Source organism: Acinetobacter sp. 22301, assembly GCF_052045285.1.
Lineage (GTDB): Bacteria > Pseudomonadota > Gammaproteobacteria > Pseudomonadales > Moraxellaceae > Acinetobacter > Acinetobacter pittii.
The window spans coordinates 24,301-44,345 of sequence record NZ_JBQEOR010000011.1 but is presented as its reverse complement, the minus strand read 5'-3'; the positions used below and the strand labels follow the sequence as shown (position 1 = coordinate 44,345).

Sequence of the window (20,045 nt, the reverse complement as noted above, 5' to 3'; positions counted from 1 at the left end):
AAAATACACTGCCTATTTCTTACAACTGATTTGATCGAAAATACAAATTAGTGAGTTTTTGTCGTTTGATACGTCACTTCATAATCTTTCAAATCTACTTTTTTCAAACGTTGTTTAAGTTTTTTCAATGACCAAGGCCATGCAGCAAAGTTACGACCGTTGGCATCAAGATAATAACTCTTACATCCGCCGCTATTAAATACCGTTGTTTGTAAGTGCTTTTGTACTAAATCATTATGCTTTTTAATCACATCAGATTTAACATTTAACTTGCTAATTCCTTTGTTTTTAATTTTCAATAAGCCATCTACGATATAGTCGAGCTGTGCCTCTGCTAAACCAATGAAAGAATCATAAACCAGTACGTTAGGTCCTAAAATTAAAAATGCATTTGGTACATTTTCAATGTTGGTTCCTAAATAAGCCTCTGGTGAACTATCTTTCCAAATATCTTGTAAACATTGACCTTTTTCATTGTGGACACGTTTACCAATTGGTGGATGAGATACTTCAAAGCCTGTACCCCAAATAATCACATCAACTTCGTGGCGTTCACCATTCGCAGCAACCACCGTATTGCCTTCAACTTTCACTAAACCATGAGGGATCAGGGTTGTGTTTGGTGCTTGTAGTGCTGGATAATAATTGTTAGCGAATAAAATACGTTTACAACCAATGTCAAAGTTCGGCGTTACGTTTTTACGTAGCACTGGGTCATTAATTTGCAATTTAAGTAATTGCTTACCCAATACATTTACTGGTTTTAGCGCAAGAGGGTTACGTAAACCAAAGTTAATTGCATTCAGTGTTAACGCTACACTTTTACGCCAGCTCGCCTGAATAGCCGGATATTTAGCAATGACTGATTTACTAAACTCGCCCAAGTCTGTATCTGGTTTTGGTAATACCCAAGGTGCTGTACGTTGGAATACAAAAAGTTCTTTCGCTTTTGGTTGAATTTGTGGCACAAACTGAATAGCAGATGCACCAGTACCAATCACGGCAATGCGTTTACCTGTCAAATTATAATCATGGTTCCATTTCGCTGAATGGAACATTTCGCCTTTAAATGTTTCTAAGCCTTCAAGACATGGAATTTGAGCTTCGGTAATTGGACCTGTGGCAAAAATAACGGTTTTAGATAAATATTGACCAGTGGTGGTGTCAAGTACCCACACATGACGTGAATCATCCCACGCGGCATTCAGCAATTCATTATTAAATTCGATTTTAGAGGTAACATTAAACTCGTTACTCACATCTTCCAGATAACTTAAGATTTCTGGTTGGCGTGCAAATAAATGGCTCCATTTTGCACTTGGTGCAAATGAGTAAGAATAAAGAGCAGAAGGTACATCGCAACCACAACCCGGATAGGTGTTCTCACGCCATGTTCCACCCACGCGGCTAGCTTTTTCAATAATTTTATAATTGGTATAACCAACTTGATCTAGGCGAATGGCAGCAGCGATCCCTGAAATGCCCGCACCCACAATAAAAGTATCGAAAATATGGCTTGGTGATTTGACAGCTTTTTTTGCTGATGCATTTGTTTTCATTTGCGCAGTCATATGTGTACTACCTATAAATTTCTTATTTAAATAATTTGTACGATGTACCAAGGAACTTGGTATACAAGCTTGGGGATGCACGTTTCATTAGCCAGAATAACTTCGCATCAATTTGAGGAATGGTATACATCTCATCCTGATCAAGGCGATTAAGGGTTAATCTTGCAACATCATCACTTGTGGTCAGCGCATAGTTCATCAGTGCATGGTCTGCCAGCTTTGAATAGCGTCCGGGAATTCGACCATTTTTAATGATATTGGTAGGTACTAGCGTCGGGCAGAGCACGTTCACCTTAATGTTAAACTTACGCAGTTCGGCAGAAAGCGTTTCTGAAAGCGCACGCACACCTGCTTTAGTCACGTTATAAGCAGTCATTTCTGGTGCAGCCGTGTAAGATGCCGCAGATGCCACATTAATAATCGCGCCGTAACCTAACTTTTTAAACTTGGGAACAAATGCGTGACAACCATGAATAACTCCCCATAGGTTAATATTCATGACCCAGTTCCAGTCTTCTAGGCTGAGTTCGTCAAATTTACCACCCAAACCCACACCAGCATTATTAATGACAAGAGTTACAGGGTGCCCAAGCAAGATTTCAGCAGTTTCAGCGAGATGGTTAACCTGTTCAGCATTACCCACATCACAGCGCATAGCAAAAGCTTTTGCACCTTCTTGTTCAAGAAGTTTTACTGTTTCTTCAGCAGCTTCGAGATTAATATCTGCACACACTACGCTGCCACCACGTTTCGCAAGTTCAATTGCAAAACTTCGACCAATCCCACTGCCTGCACCCGTCACTACGGCATAAGCTTTTTGGCTTGGTTTAACTTTCTTTTTGCCAAATAAAATCATGATTCATCCATAAATAGCTTGAAGAGATACCAGCTACCTCTTTGATAGCTGGAAATGCAGGACGATTAAGACATGCGTACTGGTGGGGTAAATTCTTTAACAAAGTAAGGAGCAATTGCGCCGCCTTCGGTCAGCAATTTCTTTTTGTAATACTCAAGATATTCAGTTGTATCATGATCATTTGGATGAAAGTCTGGGCGTAAGTAGTCAAGAATTTGACCAATCGTACTGCCGAAAACTCCGTCTTTTGGACCAAAGATTAAGCCGACACCACGACGAGCATCTTTCCAGAATTTCAAAGTCAGCATCTCTTGTGGCTTTCTTAACACAGGCACAAATAATGTAGTTGCAGGAATTAAACCTAAGATTGTAAATAACGCGAGGAAGAAACCAGACGCGCGTAGTGCATAGCTACCATTTAAAAGTTGATAGACATCGTAGGCGATATCTTTATGTTCAGATTCTTCAAGCATATGCCACATCCACAATGCACGGCTTTTTTCATCATCTGAATAATAGAAGTTCTTTTCATGCTTCATCATGTATTCAGCAAGTACCGCAGTAAAATGCTCAATACCTGCCATCATTGATAATTTGAGTGGCTGTGGAAACTTTAAGAAAACATACTTAAAGAAGTTTGAGCCAAGAAAACGATATAGTGCAACAGGATATTCAGCATCTTGAAGGGCATCGTTATATTCATTGTGCAATTTTGAATGAATTGCTTCTTGGCCAATCAACGACGTTACTCGCTGCTTTAATATTGGATCTTTGATAAATTCACGGTGATGGCGAGCGGTTTCAATCACCAGATCTTCGCCATAAGTTAAAAACACTGAGAGTGTGGCAAAAAACAAAGTAGCAAATTGATTGTCCATATAGAATCTGACATCAATTTCTTTACCATCAAAACCAATATTTAAATGTCTGATTGGAATTGAGCTTTTGCTAGCAAAATCTGGTAGCTCAATTTCACGCTGAAATTTAAGTTTGTTGAATGATTTTTTAACTGCGGTCGAGATCATGGCGACACCCTGAAGCAAAGTAGTGGTGCATTTTGATGAAAATCAATAAACTCAATGATCAACAAAGCACTGTAAAATTCCATTTTCAAAAACAGATGATTCTCTGCATTGACTACGGTGTTGTTGCTCCGTTATTTGTTTGATTATTTGGCTGAATAACGGAAGAAGAACCGAGGCAGACAAAAGAGCTGCTTAAAGAGTCTTCTTTAATTTTTTCATATTAATCTGACATTATGTTCGGATTCAATTCGGGTAAATTTTTAAATATATAAAAGTATTTTATAGACATTCTTTGTAATAATAATTTTAAATAAATTTGATTTATATTTTTGAAATATAACAAATTAAATTTATTCCTGATCTCGGAAAATAGTAAATAAAAGCATCGATTGATTGATAAGTTGAGATCTGTTTTTCTCAGTTTTTCTGATTAAGTTTGACAACTATTCGGATTTTGTTTTTTTATTTCTACCGAGTTAGATTACATGCTAATCTGACTTTATGTTCGGATTATTGATTAGATCGTATGACTACGCGTAAACCTCGTCAAACTCGAGCCAAAGTCACTGTCGACACGATTATTGAAGCAGGTTTTATTGCGGTGGCACTTCATGGACCGAGTGGAACCACGACACGTCATATTGCAGAAATTGCAGGAGTGAGTGTCGGGTCTTTATACGAATATTTTAAAAATAAAGAAGAAATTTATGATGCGATGAATCACTTTTTTGTTCGGGAAATTCTGGACATGATTACAGAGCTTACACCGACGATTTTACAGTTGGAGTTAGAGCCTGTCATTGAAATGATTTTTTATACTTTTAGTGATTTATTAAAGAAAAATAATGACCGCTATTTGACTGTTTTGCGCTATGCAGGGGAATTGCAGTACGATAAATACATTCCCAAAATTGAACAGGCTTTAATGGAAGTCATCATGAAATATATGATGCATAATCCCAAATACCTAAAAATTAATAATTTACCCGTAATTACATATATCTGTATCAATAGTGGAATTTTTAATGTCGCACGGCATCTTATTTTGCCAAACCCTTATATTAGTTTTGATGAAATGGTACAGGGGCTAACCACTATGATCATGAGTTATATCAACACAGAGATGGCGCGTTCAGAAGAGCATTGAGCAGAGTTAGAATTTTTATAAGTCCAAGTAACGATAAAAAGCCCTCACATAAAGTTTATGTGAGGGCTTAATTGATTTTATGGCATGGTTGGAACTTCTTCAGGACGCATATCGAAAATCAAAATTTCGGCGTTATCACCATTGGTAAACGATAAGCTTCCACCTTCACGAATACGTGCAGCATCGCCAGTGTTAAAGGTTTTACCATTTACATCAACACGACCTTTAGCAACATGTAGGTACACATAACGACCATCAGGAATCACAAAGTCAGCAGTTTCTTCACCATCAAAAAGACCTGAGTAAATATTAATGTCTTGTTTGATCGATAAAGTTTTCTCGCCACCTTTTGGTGAGATGATCAAATGCAATTTACCGCGTTTGTCTGCTTCATCAATATGAACTTGTTGATAGCCTGGCTCTGTATTCACTTCATTTGGAACAACCCAAATTTGCAAGAAATGAACGCCTTCTTGAGCTGAGTGGTTAAATTCACTATGAGCAACGCCACGACCTGCACTCATCAGCTGAATGTCACCCGGCACAATCACAGAGCCTGTACCCATCGAGTCTTTATGCTCTAATGCACCTTCAAGTACATAGGAAATAATTTCCATATTACGGTGAGGGTGAGTACCAAAGCCTTTAGATGGAGCAACGTTATCATCGTTAATTACAAGCAGATCCGAAAAACCAACTTGTTTAGGATCCCAATAGTTAGCAAATGAAAAGCTATGTTTTGATTGTAACCAACCATGATGTGCTGCACCACGCTCGTGAGATAAACGCATATCAAACATGATGTATTCTCCTGATTTAATTTTTTATCTGAATACAGTTTATCGTAGCGTTTATTGGAATGAAGCTATGAAAATAGAAAGCTTGGTGCGATTTATAGAACGATGAAACTTGGACGTAATTTTGCTAGTCAACCAATAGAGTTAAAGGAGAAAAATATTTTTAAATAAGATGAAGATTTCTTTGAGATGAATTTTTACTTTCCATGCTAAACATGCAACATAGAAATTAGTCGCTAAAGAAACAATTTTAAAGAAAAGTACATTAACGAAAATAGCTCCTTTTTATCTCATTTAAAGCTTAGCAAAGAAAAACAAATTTCAAGCCATATACACATTTGTCTATGCTCTATCTTTAAAATAACTTAAGAGTTAAAACCGATAAAAAGATAATATTAAAAATAACTAAAATAAGCTCTTATTAAATAAAATTACTTTTCAATGGAAAAGTTTAGTATTTAGTAGGTTTTTTAATGATATTTTTAAAATAACTTTTATTTTCAATAATTTGAATAAGAGTGTGTTATTGTAAATAAATGTGAAAATATTCACAAAGCTATAATTTTTTGTTAAGATCATTAACATTAAAAACATAGAGATAATAATAATGATCAATAAAGTATTAATAGTGTTGTGTGTGGGTATCGTCTTTGTATTAGGGTATTGGGCTTATTTAGATACTCAAAATAAAAGACATCAAGAGCTAATGCAGATCATACAAGAAGCTGAAAAAAACCTGCAAAGTATCGAACGAAATCCGAATCATGCTCATCACAGCAATTTAGCTTCTTTTCATATGCAACAATATATAGGCGAGAAAAAAATTATTTTCTAGCAATAACGAGCTATAAATTTCTAACTTTTTACAGTGTCATTGGTCATATCTTTTCATAAATTTTGATCATGTTTCTGTTGAATCTGTTAAACTTATTGAACGTATAGTAAAAAAGCTGCATAGGGGTTATGCAGCTTTTTTGTGTTTCAAGAGGGGCTGTGGTTGTTTGCTATGTATAAAGCTAGAAATCAAATGAGTGGCATATTTGTTGCTTCTTAAATTTGAGATTCTTGTTTATAGGACTGAACAGAAAAACAATATTGTTCAGCGACCTACATAGACGTAAATATTCCACAGTTCAGATTTTGCATAGAGGCTACTTATGGCGGCGCCCAATTCTTCGGCAGGCTGGTTAGAGCGTTTATTTAAGCTAAGCGACAATAAAACCACTTTCCGAACTGAAGTTCTTGCTGGTGTAACTACATTCTTAACGATGTGTTACATCATTATTGTCAATCCACTCATTTTATCTGAAACCGGCATGGATCATGGTGCCGTATTCGTTGCAACCTGTTTGGCAGCAGCAATCGGATGTTTAGTAATGGGGATCATTGCTAATTATCCAATCGCACTGGCCCCTGGTATGGGTTTAAACGCTTACTTTACCTACTCGGTTTGTATGGGAATGGGCGTGCCATGGCAAACAGCTTTAGCCGCTGTTTTTGTTTCAGGCCTTGTCTTTCTTGCAATCAGCTTCTTTAAAATTCGTGAAGCGATTGTTAATGCGATTCCAATGTCACTTAAGTTTGCAATCGGCGGTGGTATTGGTTTGTTCCTAGCACTGATTGCACTAAAAAATGCTGGAATCATTGTTGATAACCAAGCGACATTAGTCGGTTTGGGCGATATCAAACAGCCTACAGTATTATTAGCGCTATTCGGATTTTTAATGATTGTGGTTTTACACCAATTAAAAGTTCGTGGCGCAATCATTATTAGTATTTTAGTTGTTACGGCCATCGCTACTGCTTTAGGTTTAAATGAATTTAAGGGTGTAGTGGGTCAAATTCCTTCAATTGCACCAACATTCATGCAAATGGACTTTGAAGGTCTATTTACAGCAAGTATGGTCGGCGTCATTTTCGTATTCTTTATTGTCGACTTGTTTGACAGTACAGGTACTTTGGTTGGTGTTTCACACCGTGCAGGTCTTTTACAAGACGGTAAATTACCTCGTTTGAAGAAAGCATTATTTGCAGACTCTACTGCCATCGTTGCAGGTGCCGCATTAGGTACATCTTCAACTACACCATATATCGAATCAGCTTCAGGTGTAGCAGCAGGCGGACGTACTGGTTTAACTGCTGTTGTGGTTGCAATCTTATTTATCTGCTGTTTATTTTTAGCACCTCTTGCTCAATCTGTACCAGGTTTTGCAACGGCGCCAGCTTTATTGTTCATTGGTGTGTTGATGATCCAAGGAATCACTCACATTGATTGGGATGATATTACTGAAGCTGTTCCAGCATTTTTAACCATTGTATTTATGCCATTCACCTATTCAATTGCTGATGGTATTGCAATGGGCTTTATTAGCTATGCATTAGTTAAATTATTCACGGGTAAGGCAAAAACTGTACCGTACATGGTATGGATTATTGCTGCGCTTTGGGTATTTAAATTTATCGTGTTTGGCGGTTAATATGATTTTTTATAATTTTCTTCTTGAGCTATCTTAGACATAGTTTTCAATAAGAAGAAAATTATAAAAGGGTGTGATTTTGACCACACCCTTTTTTCTTTAGACGTGGAGTTAATATGAATCAAGTCGAGCTGATTCGCGCCTTACCAAAAGCCGAATTGCATGTGCATATTGAAGGGACTTTCGAACCTGAATTAATGTTTGCAATTGCCCAGCGCAATCAGATTCAGATTCCTTACAAATCTGTTGAAGAAGTAAAGCAAGCTTATAACTTTCATAATCTTCAATCATTCTTAGATATTTACTATGCTGGCGCGAATGTTCTTGTACATGAACAAGACTTCTATGATTTAGCATGGGCTTATTTTGAGAAATGTGCCGAAGATCATGTCGTTCACACAGAAATGTTCTTTGATCCGCAAACCCACACAGACCGTGGTGTTGCGTTCTCAACTGTGATTAATGGTTTAAAGCGTGCGTGTGCAGATGCCAAAGCTAAGTTTGGTATCAGCTCTCAACTGATTATGTGTTTCTTACGTCATTTAAGTGAAGAAGCTGCATTTGAAACGCTTGAACAAGCGCTGCCGTTTAAGCAAGATATTATTGCTGTAGGCCTTGATTCAAGTGAAGTAGGGCATCCACCAGCTAAATTTGAACGTGTGTTTGCTAAGGCGCGTGAAGAAGGCTTCTTAATCGTGGCTCATGCTGGTGAAGAAGGTCCACCTGAATATGTATGGGAAGCTTTAGATCTACTTAAAGTGAATCGTATTGATCATGGTGTGCGTTCTGAAGAAGACGAACAATTAATGACGCGTTTAATTAATGAAAAAATGCCATTAACGGTTTGTCCTTTAAGTAACTTAAAGCTATGTGTTGTTAAGGATATGAAAGATCACAATATCCGCCGTCTTTTACAAAAAGGCGTACATGTGACGGTTAACTCAGATGATCCTTCATATTTTGGTGGATATATGAATGATAATTTCTTTGCCATTCAGCAAGCATTAGACTTAAACAATGATGAGTTGAAACAACTCGCAATTAATTCTTTTGAAGCTTCTTTCATTTCAGATGAAGAGAAACAAAAGTGGATTGCAGAAATCCAAAAAATCTAAATAAAAAAACCGCCTGTGATAGGCGGTTTTTTTATACATCAGGTTTATTTAGGCTGTTTAGTCATACTATTTAAAATATTGTCTTTATCAATAAAGTGATGTTTTAAAGCTGCAAGTACATGCCCAACAATAAGAAAACCTGCAAACCAAGAAATATAAATATGTAATGGTTTAACAACAGCTAAAAGCTCTGGGTTATCTTGCACTAAACGCGGAATTTCAAATAAATATAAAACAGGGGCAGGGTGACCAGCACTCCAACTAAACAAGCAACCAGTGACAGGTAAAGCCACTAAAATTACATAAAGGAATAGATGACCCACGTGTGCCAGAGTTTTCATCATCGGTGACATGGTGTCAGGTAGTTTTGGAGCTGGATGTGTATAGCGCCATAAAATCCGGATAATTACTAAAAAGATAATGGTGGTTGCAATGTTCTTGTGCAACGTAATCACATCACCTTTAAAGCTGCCATCAACGTCATAGCTTAAAAAATTTCCACTATAAAAGCCAATAACCCATGCGACGATGAAAATGATTGCCATCACCCAATGCAGAATTTGTGCGGTACGGGTGTAATACTGAGAGGAAGCAGCAGGCATAAAAGACCCTTTTTTTGTCGTTTTGATTTGTGATTTTAGGGGAAAGCGCAGATTTTGAGAAATGTTTTAAATGTGACAGAGCGTGCTAAAAACAGAATGTTTTACTGCATAAAAAAGCATTTGATGAGCTGAGTTTTGGTCGGCAAAATAGTTTGCATAAATGCATCAAATTATTTGTTTCTTCTAAAGTTGAGTTTAGGCACAATACGCGCTGCCAACGTTCAATCAAAGGAAAAAATGATGAAAAAATTGATGCTCGCTCTAGCACCAGTTGTTTTAGCTTTAACAGCATGTGCAACAACTACAGGCACTGGTACAGGTGCTGCTTCTGCACAAACCACAACTCAACAATTGGGAGTTGCTGCGTTAAAGGTTGCTGTAAATGCGAAATGTATTACAGAGATTAATAATGTCGCAGCTTGGAAAACAGCAACAAAATATATGACTGCTGAGCAACGTGATAGCATCCAAACCAATGTTTGTGGTTGTGTGAGCGAAAAGGCTCCAAACAGTGTGACAGCAGTAGAATTAGCTGCAGCTGCACTTGATGTAAATACACGTGCTACAATCGTAAACCAAGTGGTTTCTAAAACTGTAAATGCTTGTGTGGCAGAAGCTTTACAAAAGTAATTAATAAATTATGTGTTAAAGAAGGCTGATTACTATTGATCAGCCTCTTTTGTTTAAAGGTAGTGAGTTGATGTTTATTGCTGGTGTAGATGAGGCGGGACGGGGACCTTTAGTAGGTTCGGTTGTGGCAGCAGCTGTGATTTTAGATCCGAATAATCCAATTTTAGGATTAAATGATTCTAAAAAATTAACTGAAAAGAAACGTGAAAAGTTGTTTATTGAAATACAAGAAAAAGCCTTAGCTTGGTCAATTGCTGAAGCAACTCATGCTGAAATTGACGAACTAAATATTTTACAGGCGACTTTTTTGGCTATGCAGCGCGCTGTTGAGGGCTTGAAAACTCAACCTCAAAAAGTGATCGTTGATGGTAATCAAATTCCTAAAGGAATCATTATTCCTTGTGAAGCCGTTGTTGGTGGAGATGCAAGCCATGCTGAAATTAGTGCAGCAAGTATCTTGGCAAAAGTGACACGAGATCGACAAATGGCAGAATTAGATCAGCAATATCCGTTATTTGGTTTTGCCAAACATAAAGGATATCCTACCAAAGCGCATTTTGAAGCGATTGCCGTGCATGGCGTGATTGATCAGCATCGTCGTAGTTACGCACCTGTTAAACGTGCTTTAGGTCTATAAATACAACCACTTAAAAAATTTAAAGCGACTATAAAGTCGCTTTAATTAGGGAGAGAACAACTTCATACTAACGATTGAAGTTTTTCTGTGCATAATTATCATCTTCATAAGAAACTTGATAATCTTGATCAAGATGTTGAAGGTGTTCATGCATTGCACGTTCATGTTGAATACGTTGATAAATTTCTTCGCGATGAACAGAAACCTCTTTTGGTGCATTCACACCAATACGAACCTGGTTTCCTTTGACGCCAAGCACAGTAACACTGACTTGATCCCCAATCATTAATGTTTCCCCGACACGGCGGGTCAGAATCAGCATGTTTATCTCCTTGCTAAACGCTTAAAACTGCAATATTGGTACCCAAATAAAAAGCTCAACCTCAGTTTTCAGTCAGATTCTAACAGAAATATGAGAACAAAGTCATATTTTGATAATCTCTGCCAAAAAACTTTCCGTTTAATATAACAGAGCCGCTATAAAAAAAACTATAGCGGCTCTGTGTTTTCTTTGATTATTGTCGGACAAGTAAACATTTTTTAATGAATTCTTGACCGGTTGGTAAAATTAAGCGCGGGCGCTGCTTTCACCATGTTCACGATCTAAACCAAAAGCGGTATGTAAGCAGCGAACAGCAAGTTCAAGATATTTCTCGTCGATAATCACAGAAACTTTAATTTCAGAAGTTGAAATCATAAGAATGTTGATACCTTCATCAGCAAGGGCAGTGAACATTTTGCTCGCTACACCTGCGTGTGAACGCATACCAACACCAACGATAGACACTTTAACGATGTCATCACGTGTTGAAACTTCACGTGCGCCAATATTTTTAGCAGTTTCGTTTAAGATTTTTTCAGCTTTCGCTAAATCAACACGGTTTACTGTGAAAGTGAAATCTGTAGTGCCATCTTCTTCAACATTTTGCACTATCATATCGACTTCGATATTGGCATCACTTACTGGTGATAAGATTTTAGAAGCAATGCCTGGTTCATCAGGTACACCTAAAATCGTTAATTTTGCTTCGTCACGGTTAAAAGCAATACCTGCAATAATTGGCTGTTCCATAGTATCTTCTGCCTCAGTAGTAATGAGTGTACCAACATTTTCTTTAAATTCGTCGTCAAAAACGCCGTCGTCGTCATTATCAAAGCTTGATAATACACGTAAAGGAACTTGATATTTCCCGGCAAACTCTACTGAGCGAATTTGTAAAACTTTAGAACCTAATGATGCCATTTCTAGCATTTCTTCAAAAGAAATACGGTCGATTTTTTTGGCTTTAGGAGCAACGCGAGGGTCAGTGGTGTAAACACCATCTACATCAGTGTAAATCTGGCATTCGTCAGCTTTTAAAGCAGCAGCAAGAGCAACACCAGAAGTATCTGAACCACCTCGACCTAGTGTTGTGGTATTTCCATTAGCATCAAAGCCTTGGAAACCAGCAACCACAATAACACGGCCTGCATCTAGGTCATTGGTCATGACATCTGTATCAATAGACTCGATACGCGCCTTGGTAAATGCACTGTCAGTTTTAATACCGACTTGACGTCCGGTATAGGATTTAGCTTCCACACCAATCGAATTAAGTGCCATAGCTAACATGGAAATCGTCACCTGTTCACCGGTTGAAACCATTTGGTCTAACTCACGTGGGTCAGGTGTTTCGGTAATGGCTTTAGCGAGAGCAAGTAAGCGGTTTGTTTCACCACTCATTGCAGATACGACCACAACAACCTTGTGACCGTGATCATGCCAACGCTTCACACGACGAGCAACATTTAAAATGCGCTCGGGGGTACCCATAGAAGTACCGCCATATTTTTGAACGATTAATGCCATAGTTGTTCCATATAAGCCATGACCCTGAGAGGCTTTTCAGGGTCAGTTACACAAAAAGTGAAGTCTTATTTTTGTTCAAGCCATGCAGGTAATGCTGCGATAACTTGTCCAAACTTCTCGTTAAGTGGCGCGCCACCTTGTGCTAAGTCAGGTTTACCACCACCTTTACCACCTAACTCGGTTGCTAGATGTTTGATGATGTCACCTGCTTTTAGAGTTGTAGTGTATTGTGATGCAACTGAAGCAAGTAGGCTAACTTTGTCACCCTCTACACCAGCTAACACAATAACTGCATTCTCTAATTTCGATTTAACACTGTCGTGTAAGTTGCGAAGTGATTTTGCATCTACACCTTGAACAGTGGTAATAAGCGTTTGACGACCAGCAATGGTTTGTACCTGATCAATCAATTCTGACGCTTGGAAGTTTGCCAATTTCTGATTGAGCTGTTCAATCTGCTTTTGTAATGCAGAAACCAATTCAACATTGGCTTGTACACGCTCAACAGTTTGGTCTTTCTGTGCTTTTAATAAGCCATTAATGTGCTGGATATCAGCATCAGTTTTTTGTACTACATCTAACGCTTTAGTACCTGTAACAGCTTCAATACGACGTACACCGGCAGCTACACCACCTTCAGAAGTGATTTTGAATAAACCAATATCACCTGTACGCTTAACGTGAATACCACCACAAAGTTCAATTGAGAAGTTTTTCTCATCAATAATTGAACCCATAGAAAGTACACGTACTTCATCACCATATTTTTCACCGAACAACATCATGGCACCTTTAGCTTTTGCAGCCTCGATATCAAGAAGTTCGGTTGTTACAGCACTATTTGCAATAATCTCTGCATTCACTAAACGTTCAACTTGTTGTAACTGTTCAAAAGTTACAGGTTGGTCATTAGCAAAGTCGAAACGTAAGATATCGCTTGCAACTAGAGAACCTTTTTGTTGTACATGTGAGCCTAAGATTTGACGAAGGGCAGCATGTAATAAGTGAGTTGCAGAGTGGTTACGTGCAGTTGCTTCACGAATATCTGCTTTAACAATCGCTTCAACATTTTGATCTGCTTTAAGGCTACCAACGGTCACAATACCTTGGTGAACAAAGGCACCGCCTGACTTTTTAGTATCTTGAACTTCAAAAATACCAGTTTCATTTTTGAAGATACCAGTATCACCAATCTGACCACCACTTTCAGCATAGAAAGGAGTTTGGTTTAAAACGATAAGAGCTTCATCACCTTCAGAAACTTCGTCAACTTGTACGCCATCTTTATAGATCGCTACAATTTGACCTTGACCAGTGGTGTTGATGTAACCATCAAACTGAGTTTCGCCTTCAACTTTTACAATGTTGTTGTAGTCGACTGCAAACTTACCAGCATCACGAGCACGTTGACGCTGTGCTGCCATTTCTACTTCAAAACCAGCTTCATCAATAATAAAGTCACGTTCACGTGCAATATCAGCAGTTAAGTCTGTCGGGAAGCCGTAAGTGTCGTAAAGTTTAAATACAGTGGCACCAGGAATCGTCTTATCTTTTAATTGAGCAAGCTCACCTTCAAGTAGTTTTAAGCCTTGCTCAAGTGTTTTAGCAAACTGTTCTTCTTCACGAATTAAAGTTGCTTCAATCACATCTTTACGAGCTGCAAGCTCTGGATATGCATCACCCATAACTTCAATTAAAGGTTGCAACATTTTGTAGAAGAACGTACCAGTTGCACCAAGTTTATTACCGTGACGCACAGCGCGGCGGATAATACGGCGAAGTACATAACCGCGACCTTCATTACTTGGGTTTACACCATCAGCAATGAGGAAACAGCATGAACGCGCATGGTCTGCAACAACACGTAAAGAAGGCTGACCTTGGTCTTCAATACCGATAATGTTGGCAGCAGCTTTTAATAGGTGTTGGAACAGGTCAATGTCGTAGTTTGAATTAACATGTTGCAATACAGCAGAGATACGCTCTAAGCCCATACCTGTATCAACAGATGGAGCAGGAAGAGGATGAAGCACGCCATCAGCAGTACGGTTAAACTGCATGAAAACGTTGTTCCAGATTTCAATGAAACGGTCACCGTCTTCTTCAGGTGAGCCCGGTAAACCACCCCAAATGTGATCACCATGATCAAAGAAAATTTCAGAACATGGACCACATGGGCCAGTATCACCCATTGCCCAGAAGTTATCAGATGCGTATTTTTCGCCTTTATTATCACCAATACGGATAATACGTTCTGGTGTTAAACCGATTTCTTTGTTCCAGATGTCGTAAGCTTCGTCATCGGTGTGGTAAACCGTGGCATAAAGTTTATCTTTTGGTAAAGCAAGCCATTGTTCGCTGGTTAAAAATTCCCATGCGAATTTAAGCGCATCACGTTTGAAATAATCACCGAATGAGAAATTACCTAACATTTCGAAGAATGTATGGTGACGTGCAGTGTAGCCAACGTTGTCTAAGTCATTGTGTTTACCGCCAGCGCGTACACATTTTTGAGATGTAGTTGCACGCACATAGTCACGTTTCTCAAGACCTAAAAAGCAGTCTTTAAACTGGTTCATCCCAGCATTTGTAAATAATAAAGTTGGGTCGTTGGCAGGAACAAGAGAACTCGACGCGACACGTGTATGCCCTTGCGTTTCAAAGTAGCGCAAAAATGCTTCACGAATTTCAGCAGATGTCATTAAACGAGTACTCACAACCAAGTCACTCCATATTTTCGAATTTGGCTAAATGTATCAATGCCTGTTTGTTTTATGCCAAACCTTGCATGTGATACGGGGCTTATTTTTTAAAAACGCTAAATTGTAGCGGAAAAACCCCACCGAACCAACGATTTTAAAAGGAATATCTTACAAAACTGTGATTTGGCTAAAAATCTATATTCAATTGGCCTTGACGTGCTTTACTATATGCCTTCTTTAGTTTGTAGTTTTGTTGATAAGGATAGGTCATGCAACGTATCGCCATTAATGGGTTTGGTCGGATTGGACGTAATGTTTTACGCGCCTGGTTCGAAAGCCCAAAACAATTTCATTTTGAAATCGTGGCGATTAACGATATAGCAGATGTCCAGACATTAGTGCATTTATTTAAATATGATTCTACGCACGGCCGCTTCAATGGAAATGTAGATATATTCATTGAAAATGAAAAAGTTTTTTTGAATATTCAGTCAAATCAACGAACGCTAAAAGTTGAGGTTTTAAAGCAGAAACAACCTGAACTTTTACCATGGTCTAGTTTAGATATTGATGTGGTACTTGAGTGTACAGGACTGTTCCGTTCTCATGCGGATGCGACACGTCATCTACAAGCAGGGGCGAAGCGGGTCATTATTGGGGCGGCACCTTTTGATCATGTTGACGCAGCCATTGTTTATGGTGTGAACCATAATGAAGTCAAAATGACTGATCAGATCATATCAAGCGTTTCATGTACTACGCAGGCTTTAGTTCCATTAGTCAAAATCATTGATGATGCTTTCGGTATTGAAACTGCGCTTATGACAGAAATTCATGCAGTGACAGCAGATCAATCTGTTCTTGACCACGCACATCGTGATTTACGTCGTGCTAGAGCTTCAGGGCAAAATATTATCCCGACCACATCTAGTGCACTCGGCGCATTAAAGCGTGTTATGCCTAAAATGGAAGACCGTATTGATGGTTATTCAATTCGTGTACCAACTATTAATGTGGCGGCAATTGACTTAACTTTTATCGCGCAATCTCCAATTACTGTGCATCACATTAATGAAATACTAATTAAAGCATCTCAAACAGACTATGCAGAAATTATGGCGGTAACAGATGAGCCATTAGTTTCGAGTGATTTCAATCATTCACCTTATTCACTCATTGTTGATTTAACTCAAACTATGGTTGTAGGGCATCAAGCTAAAGTATTCGCTTGGTACGATAATGAATGGGGCTATGCAAACCGATTATTAGATTTGTGTGATTCTTTCTAAATTTAAAATACCTTAAGAAAGCTATTCAAAGATTAAATCTGGTTAATTGGCAACAAGGGGATAGCTCAGATATTGGCCCATTCTTTGGTCGAAGAACTTTTGTCTATGATATGAGTGAATGAGAATAAGGTATTGAATATTATTATTAATTCATGAAATCTTCTTTTTGACTTTAGAGTTTATTAAGAAAGATTTATGCAAATTGTCAGGTGCATGGCACAAAGTATCATGCTACACTAAGAGAAATCGGGTGTGTTCCCGATTTTTTTATGTGGGGTCGTTCCACGTTGATCAGATTTTAGGCTTGAAATATGACCATTTCAGAGACATGGTTGCTGCCTGACGGGGTAGCAGATGTATTGCCGGAACAGGCGCAAGTCATTGAAAAACTTCGCCGTGAAGCTTTAGATTTCCTCGCGGTACGAGGTTATCAATTGGTATATACACCATTTATCGAATACATCGAATCGTTGTCTTCATTATCAGAATCAAATCAAGACTTAGATTTAGTAACTTTTAAGGTCATTGATCAGCTCTCAGGCCGTTTACTCGGTGTTCGTGCTGATATGACGCCGCAAGTTGCACGTATCGATGCACATGTAAGACCAGTTGAAGGCGTTGCACGTTACTGTTATTCAGGGACTGTATTACATACTAAACCACAAAATTTCAATGCCACACGTGCACCTCTACAATTAGGTGCAGAGTTATACGGGCATGACAGTATCGAAGCTGATGTCGAAATGGTCGATGTTATGCTGGGGTTGATCGAGAACATCTATACTTTACAAGGCGCGCATTTAGATTTGGGTCATGTAGGGTTGTTCCGCAGTTTAGTAAAATGTGCTGGACTGTCAAAAAATGAAGAGCATGAGCTTTCAGATCTTTATCAAAGAAAAGCGTTACCAGAGTTAGCTGAATTTACTCAAAACCTCAATATGGGTTCTGATTTCTATGCACTTGGCCGCTATTCTAGTGATCTAGAAGCATTGCAGGCGAATTTAAGTGCAAACATCTTACAAGATGCTGAGTTTAAATCAGCATTAGATGCACTTAAAACGACACTTGCGCAAATTAAAGGCCGTTGGCCAAATCTCAATATCGGTATTGATGTTGTAGAGCTACGTAGTTATCACTATCACACTGGCTTAATGTATGCGGTCTATGCACCGAATCGTGCTGCGCCTTTAGCACAGGGTGGTCGTTATGATGGTATTGGTGAGCACTTTGGCCGCGCACGTCCTGCTACTGGCTTTAGTTGTGATTTATATGCCTTAGGTGCAAATCAGTTCGCCGAAATCGAAACTGTTGTTGCTCCAAAAGGCTCAGAACAGGATTTACTCTCAGCAATTTCGAATGCACGTGCTCAAGGTTTACGTGTAGTTCAATTGTTAGGTAATGATGATTTAAGTTCTATTCCATATGCGACCCATCAACTTGTGTCGCAAAATGGACAATGGAATATTGAAAAGATTTAATCGCCAACGGTAAATTTTTACTGGTGGTTTCCAATTTTAACAGCATGATGTAATGAGGCTATTATGGGCAAAAATGTTGTGGTACTTGGTACCCAATGGGGCGACGAAGGTAAAGGTAAAATCGTCGACCTGCTCACAGATCAGGCGGCTGCGGTAGTACGTTATCAAGGCGGACATAACGCAGGTCATACTCTTGTCGTAGGTGGTAAAAAGACTGTATTGCACCTCATTCCATCAGGCATTTTACGTGAAAACGTATTGTGCTTAATTGGTAATGGTGTAGTACTGTCACCAGCCGCGTTAATTGAAGAAATGGGAATTTTGGAAGCAGAAGGTGTTCCTGTTAAAGAACGTCTACGTATTTCTCCAAACTGTCCACTCATTTTGCCTAACCACATTGCACTTGATCAGGCACGTGAGAAGAAACGTGGTAATGCTAAAATCGGTACTACAGGTCGTGGTATTGGTCCTGCATACGAAGATAAAGTGGCTCGCCGTGCAGTGCGTGTTGCTGACCTTGTTCGTGGTGGTGCAGCGTTAGAAGAAAAACTTCAAGAAATGCTTGAGTTACATAACTTCCAATTAACTCAGTTCTACGGTGTAGAAGCTGTTAAATTTGAAGATGTATTGGCTCTTTGCAACCAATGGCGTGAAGTGCTTGCTCCATTAGTGATTGACGTTACTAAAGTGTTGCATGACTATCGCAAAGAAGGTAAGGCTGTAATGTTTGAAGGAGCTCAAGGCTCACTTCTAGACATCGATCACGGTACTTATCCGTATGTTACAAGTTCAAATACAACTGCTGGTGGCGTAAGCTCTGGTTCAGGTATGGGACCTTTACATCTAGATTATGTATTAGGTATTACTAAGGCTTATACAACACGTGTAGGTGCTGGTCCATTCCCAACTGAATTGGTTTACGATGCCGCTGCTGATTCTGGTGACCCAATTGGTAAACACCTTGGTACAGTTGGTCATGAATTTGGTGCTTCTACTGGCCGTCAACGTCGTTGTGGTTGGTTTGATGCTGAAATTCTTCGCCGTTCTGTAGATGTAAACTCACTTTCAGGTATTTGCTTAACTAAACTTGACGTTTTAGATGGTTTGGAAGAAGTAAAAATCTGTGTAGGTTATGAAAATACAGATTCAGGTTGTGTAGGTTCTTCAGATGCGGTTTCTTTTGAATGCTTGAAGCCAATCTATGAAACTATGCCTGGTTGGAGCGAGTCGACTGTTGGTTTAACTAGTATCGATCAATTACCAGCAAATGCTTTGGCTTATGTTAAGCGTATTGAACAATTAATCGAATGTCCGATTGATATCGTTTCAACTGGTCCAGATCGTGCAGAAACAATTGTTTTACGTCATCCATTCTCTGCTTAATTAGCAAAGATTAAAAAGGCCTCCTGAAAGGGGGCTTTTTTTATACCCGACTAAAGTGCAGTTTTCGTTTTATTAGATTCAGATTAAAACATTATATATAGATAAGGAAGGATGGGCTCAGGATGAAGCTGCAACCAACTATTTCAAAAACAATTTTTTATTCTTTTTTATTTGCTATTGGTGGTTCACCCACGCTGGCGATGTTGGTTATTTATGGACAGGAATATCATGAAGATTTCTTTATGACAGCTTTTATGAGCTTGTCGGTTTTGTTCGCATGTGTGTTAATTCCTGTTGTACTCATACAAAATAGTTATTTACTCTGGAAAAGGGAAAGTCCTAATCTTGAAGAGAAAGTTAAAACCTTAAGTCATGTTTATCTGGGTTTAAATGTAATCTGTTTAATTTTCTGGATTTATTTGATGACTTTATCTACTTGATCGTTACATAAATACTATGATCATGGAGAAATGAGACATTCAAAGCA

Annotated in this window: 18 protein-coding genes; 10 read left to right on the top strand and 8 right to left on the bottom strand. The window is 38.6% G+C overall.

Annotated elements, in window-relative coordinates; all coding sequences use genetic code 11:
- Window positions 1–47 precede the first annotated feature (47 nt).
- From ACTJJH_RS15075 to ACTJJH_RS15065, 3 genes are all read right to left on the bottom strand, one after another.
- Window positions 48–1,571, bottom strand: coding sequence for a flavin-containing monooxygenase (locus ACTJJH_RS15075; RefSeq protein ID WP_440601361.1), 1,524 nt, complete (start codon window positions 1,569–1,571; stop codon window positions 48–50).
- 22 nt (window positions 1,572–1,593) lie between these two features.
- Window positions 1,594–2,427 (bottom strand): SDR family NAD(P)-dependent oxidoreductase, encoded by an 834-nt coding sequence (locus ACTJJH_RS15070; protein ID WP_017386375.1) that lies wholly within the window; start codon window positions 2,425–2,427, stop codon window positions 1,594–1,596.
- Between the two features lie 65 nt (window positions 2,428–2,492).
- On the bottom strand, window positions 2,493–3,452 hold the full coding sequence (locus ACTJJH_RS15065) for a metal-dependent hydrolase (RefSeq protein WP_005070390.1): 960 nt from the start codon (window positions 3,450–3,452) through the stop codon (window positions 2,493–2,495).
- A gap of 526 nt (window positions 3,453–3,978) precedes the next feature.
- On the opposite strand from ACTJJH_RS15065, the gene ACTJJH_RS15060 reads away from it, so the two are divergent.
- A complete protein-coding gene (locus tag ACTJJH_RS15060) occupies window positions 3,979–4,599 on the top strand; it encodes a TetR/AcrR family transcriptional regulator (RefSeq protein WP_002163161.1) in 621 nt (206 codons plus the stop codon).
- Window positions 4,600–4,676: 77 nt separating this feature from the next.
- Here ACTJJH_RS15060 and ACTJJH_RS15055 read toward each other — a convergent pair whose 3' ends face one another.
- Window positions 4,677–5,399, bottom strand: a complete 723-nt coding sequence (locus ACTJJH_RS15055; protein WP_014206180.1) for a pirin family protein — start codon at window positions 5,397–5,399, stop codon at window positions 4,677–4,679.
- Window positions 5,400–6,003: 604 nt separating this feature from the next.
- Here ACTJJH_RS15055 and ACTJJH_RS15050 point away from each other — a divergent pair.
- The 3 genes from ACTJJH_RS15050 (at window position 6,004) to ACTJJH_RS15040 (ending at window position 8,988) form a co-directional block, all read left to right on the top strand.
- A complete protein-coding gene (locus ACTJJH_RS15050; protein WP_002163179.1) occupies window positions 6,004–6,231 on the top strand; it encodes a hypothetical protein in 228 nt (75 codons plus the stop codon).
- A gap of 322 nt (window positions 6,232–6,553) precedes the next feature.
- Window positions 6,554–7,873, top strand: coding sequence for an NCS2 family permease (locus ACTJJH_RS15045; RefSeq protein WP_416715159.1), 1,320 nt, complete (start codon window positions 6,554–6,556; stop codon window positions 7,871–7,873).
- A 116-nt stretch (window positions 7,874–7,989) separates the two neighbouring features.
- Window positions 7,990–8,988 carry an adenosine deaminase gene (locus ACTJJH_RS15040; protein ID WP_017403116.1) on the top strand — a complete coding sequence of 333 codons (999 nt, stop codon included), beginning with the start codon at window positions 7,990–7,992 and terminating at the stop codon, window positions 8,986–8,988.
- Between the two features lie 44 nt (window positions 8,989–9,032).
- Here the strand turns inward: ACTJJH_RS15040 and ACTJJH_RS15035 are convergent, their stop codons facing one another.
- A complete protein-coding gene (locus tag ACTJJH_RS15035) occupies window positions 9,033–9,590 on the bottom strand; it encodes a cytochrome b (RefSeq protein WP_005076999.1) in 558 nt (185 codons plus the stop codon).
- Between the two features lie 240 nt (window positions 9,591–9,830).
- Between ACTJJH_RS15035 and ACTJJH_RS15030 the strand changes: the two genes are divergently transcribed.
- Together ACTJJH_RS15030 and rnhB are read left to right on the top strand one after the other, a co-directional pair.
- Entirely contained in the window at window positions 9,831–10,220 is a 390-nt protein-coding gene (locus ACTJJH_RS15030; RefSeq protein ID WP_005076998.1) for a hypothetical protein, read from the top strand.
- A gap of 70 nt (window positions 10,221–10,290) precedes the next feature.
- The gene (gene rnhB, locus ACTJJH_RS15025; RefSeq protein ID WP_320124734.1) at window positions 10,291–10,857 is read left to right on the top strand and encodes a ribonuclease HII; all 567 of its coding nucleotides are present in this window, start codon (window positions 10,291–10,293) and stop codon (window positions 10,855–10,857) included.
- 67 nt (window positions 10,858–10,924) lie between these two features.
- On the opposite strand, the gene csrA is transcribed toward rnhB, so the two are convergent.
- The 3 genes from csrA to alaS form a co-directional block, all read right to left on the bottom strand.
- Window positions 10,925–11,179 (bottom strand): carbon storage regulator CsrA, encoded by a 255-nt coding sequence (csrA, locus tag ACTJJH_RS15020; RefSeq protein WP_000906487.1) that lies wholly within the window; start codon window positions 11,177–11,179, stop codon window positions 10,925–10,927.
- Between the two features lie 246 nt (window positions 11,180–11,425).
- Window positions 11,426–12,706: an aspartate kinase gene (locus ACTJJH_RS15015; RefSeq protein WP_002115333.1), complete on the bottom strand. Its 1,281-nt coding sequence runs from the start codon at window positions 12,704–12,706 to the stop codon at window positions 11,426–11,428.
- A 65-nt stretch (window positions 12,707–12,771) separates the two neighbouring features.
- Complete coding sequence (gene alaS / locus ACTJJH_RS15010) at window positions 12,772–15,408, bottom strand: alanine--tRNA ligase (protein WP_440601379.1); 2,637 nt, start codon at window positions 15,406–15,408, stop codon at window positions 12,772–12,774.
- A gap of 269 nt (window positions 15,409–15,677) precedes the next feature.
- Here alaS and ACTJJH_RS15005 point away from each other — a divergent pair, with 269 nt between their 5' ends.
- The 4 genes from ACTJJH_RS15005 (at window position 15,678) to ACTJJH_RS14990 (ending at window position 19,998) form a co-directional block, all read left to right on the top strand.
- Window positions 15,678–16,697: a type I glyceraldehyde-3-phosphate dehydrogenase gene (locus ACTJJH_RS15005; RefSeq protein ID WP_440601360.1), complete on the top strand. Its 1,020-nt coding sequence runs from the start codon at window positions 15,678–15,680 to the stop codon at window positions 16,695–16,697.
- Between the two features lie 311 nt (window positions 16,698–17,008).
- The gene (locus ACTJJH_RS15000; RefSeq protein WP_014206187.1) at window positions 17,009–18,175 is read left to right on the top strand and encodes an ATP phosphoribosyltransferase regulatory subunit; all 1,167 of its coding nucleotides are present in this window, start codon (window positions 17,009–17,011) and stop codon (window positions 18,173–18,175) included.
- 63 nt (window positions 18,176–18,238) lie between these two features.
- Window positions 18,239–19,558 (top strand): adenylosuccinate synthase, encoded by a 1,320-nt coding sequence (locus ACTJJH_RS14995; protein WP_002121613.1) that lies wholly within the window; start codon window positions 18,239–18,241, stop codon window positions 19,556–19,558.
- A 122-nt stretch (window positions 19,559–19,680) separates the two neighbouring features.
- A complete protein-coding gene (locus tag ACTJJH_RS14990; protein WP_002121533.1) occupies window positions 19,681–19,998 on the top strand; it encodes a hypothetical protein in 318 nt (105 codons plus the stop codon).
- Window positions 19,999–20,045 lie beyond the last annotated feature (47 nt).

What these genes read in the sequence shown, in the direction of transcription:
- ACTJJH_RS15055 (WP_014206180.1), bottom strand. Translation starts at nt 5,399, where the DNA reads ATGTTTGATATGCGTTTATCTCACGAGCGTGGTGCAGCACATCATGGT.
- rnhB (WP_320124734.1), top strand. Translation starts at nt 10,291, where the DNA reads ATGTTTATTGCTGGTGTAGATGAGGCGGGACGGGGACCTTTAGTAGGT.
- ACTJJH_RS15005 (WP_440601360.1), top strand. Translation starts at nt 15,678, where the DNA reads ATGCAACGTATCGCCATTAATGGGTTTGGTCGGATTGGACGTAATGTT.
- ACTJJH_RS15000 (WP_014206187.1), top strand. Translation starts at nt 17,009, where the DNA reads ATGACCATTTCAGAGACATGGTTGCTGCCTGACGGGGTAGCAGATGTA.
- alaS (WP_440601379.1), bottom strand. Translation starts at nt 15,408, where the DNA reads ATGACATCTGCTGAAATTCGTGAAGCATTTTTGCGCTACTTTGAAACG.
- ACTJJH_RS14990 (WP_002121533.1), top strand. Translation starts at nt 19,681, where the DNA reads ATGAAGCTGCAACCAACTATTTCAAAAACAATTTTTTATTCTTTTTTA.
- ACTJJH_RS15030 (WP_005076998.1), top strand. Translation starts at nt 9,831, where the DNA reads ATGAAAAAATTGATGCTCGCTCTAGCACCAGTTGTTTTAGCTTTAACA.
- ACTJJH_RS14995 (WP_002121613.1), top strand. Translation starts at nt 18,239, where the DNA reads ATGGGCAAAAATGTTGTGGTACTTGGTACCCAATGGGGCGACGAAGGT.
- ACTJJH_RS15015 (WP_002115333.1), bottom strand. Translation starts at nt 12,706, where the DNA reads ATGGCATTAATCGTTCAAAAATATGGCGGTACTTCTATGGGTACCCCC.
- ACTJJH_RS15075 (WP_440601361.1), bottom strand. Translation starts at nt 1,571, where the DNA reads ATGACTGCGCAAATGAAAACAAATGCATCAGCAAAAAAAGCTGTCAAA.
- ACTJJH_RS15065 (WP_005070390.1), bottom strand. Translation starts at nt 3,452, where the DNA reads ATGATCTCGACCGCAGTTAAAAAATCATTCAACAAACTTAAATTTCAG.
- ACTJJH_RS15045 (WP_416715159.1), top strand. Translation starts at nt 6,554, where the DNA reads ATGGCGGCGCCCAATTCTTCGGCAGGCTGGTTAGAGCGTTTATTTAAG.
- ACTJJH_RS15060 (WP_002163161.1), top strand. Translation starts at nt 3,979, where the DNA reads ATGACTACGCGTAAACCTCGTCAAACTCGAGCCAAAGTCACTGTCGAC.
- ACTJJH_RS15040 (WP_017403116.1), top strand. Translation starts at nt 7,990, where the DNA reads ATGAATCAAGTCGAGCTGATTCGCGCCTTACCAAAAGCCGAATTGCAT.
- ACTJJH_RS15035 (WP_005076999.1), bottom strand. Translation starts at nt 9,590, where the DNA reads ATGCCTGCTGCTTCCTCTCAGTATTACACCCGTACCGCACAAATTCTG.
- csrA (WP_000906487.1), bottom strand. Translation starts at nt 11,179, where the DNA reads ATGCTGATTCTGACCCGCCGTGTCGGGGAAACATTAATGATTGGGGAT.
- ACTJJH_RS15050 (WP_002163179.1), top strand. Translation starts at nt 6,004, where the DNA reads ATGATCAATAAAGTATTAATAGTGTTGTGTGTGGGTATCGTCTTTGTA.
- ACTJJH_RS15070 (WP_017386375.1), bottom strand. Translation starts at nt 2,427, where the DNA reads ATGATTTTATTTGGCAAAAAGAAAGTTAAACCAAGCCAAAAAGCTTAT.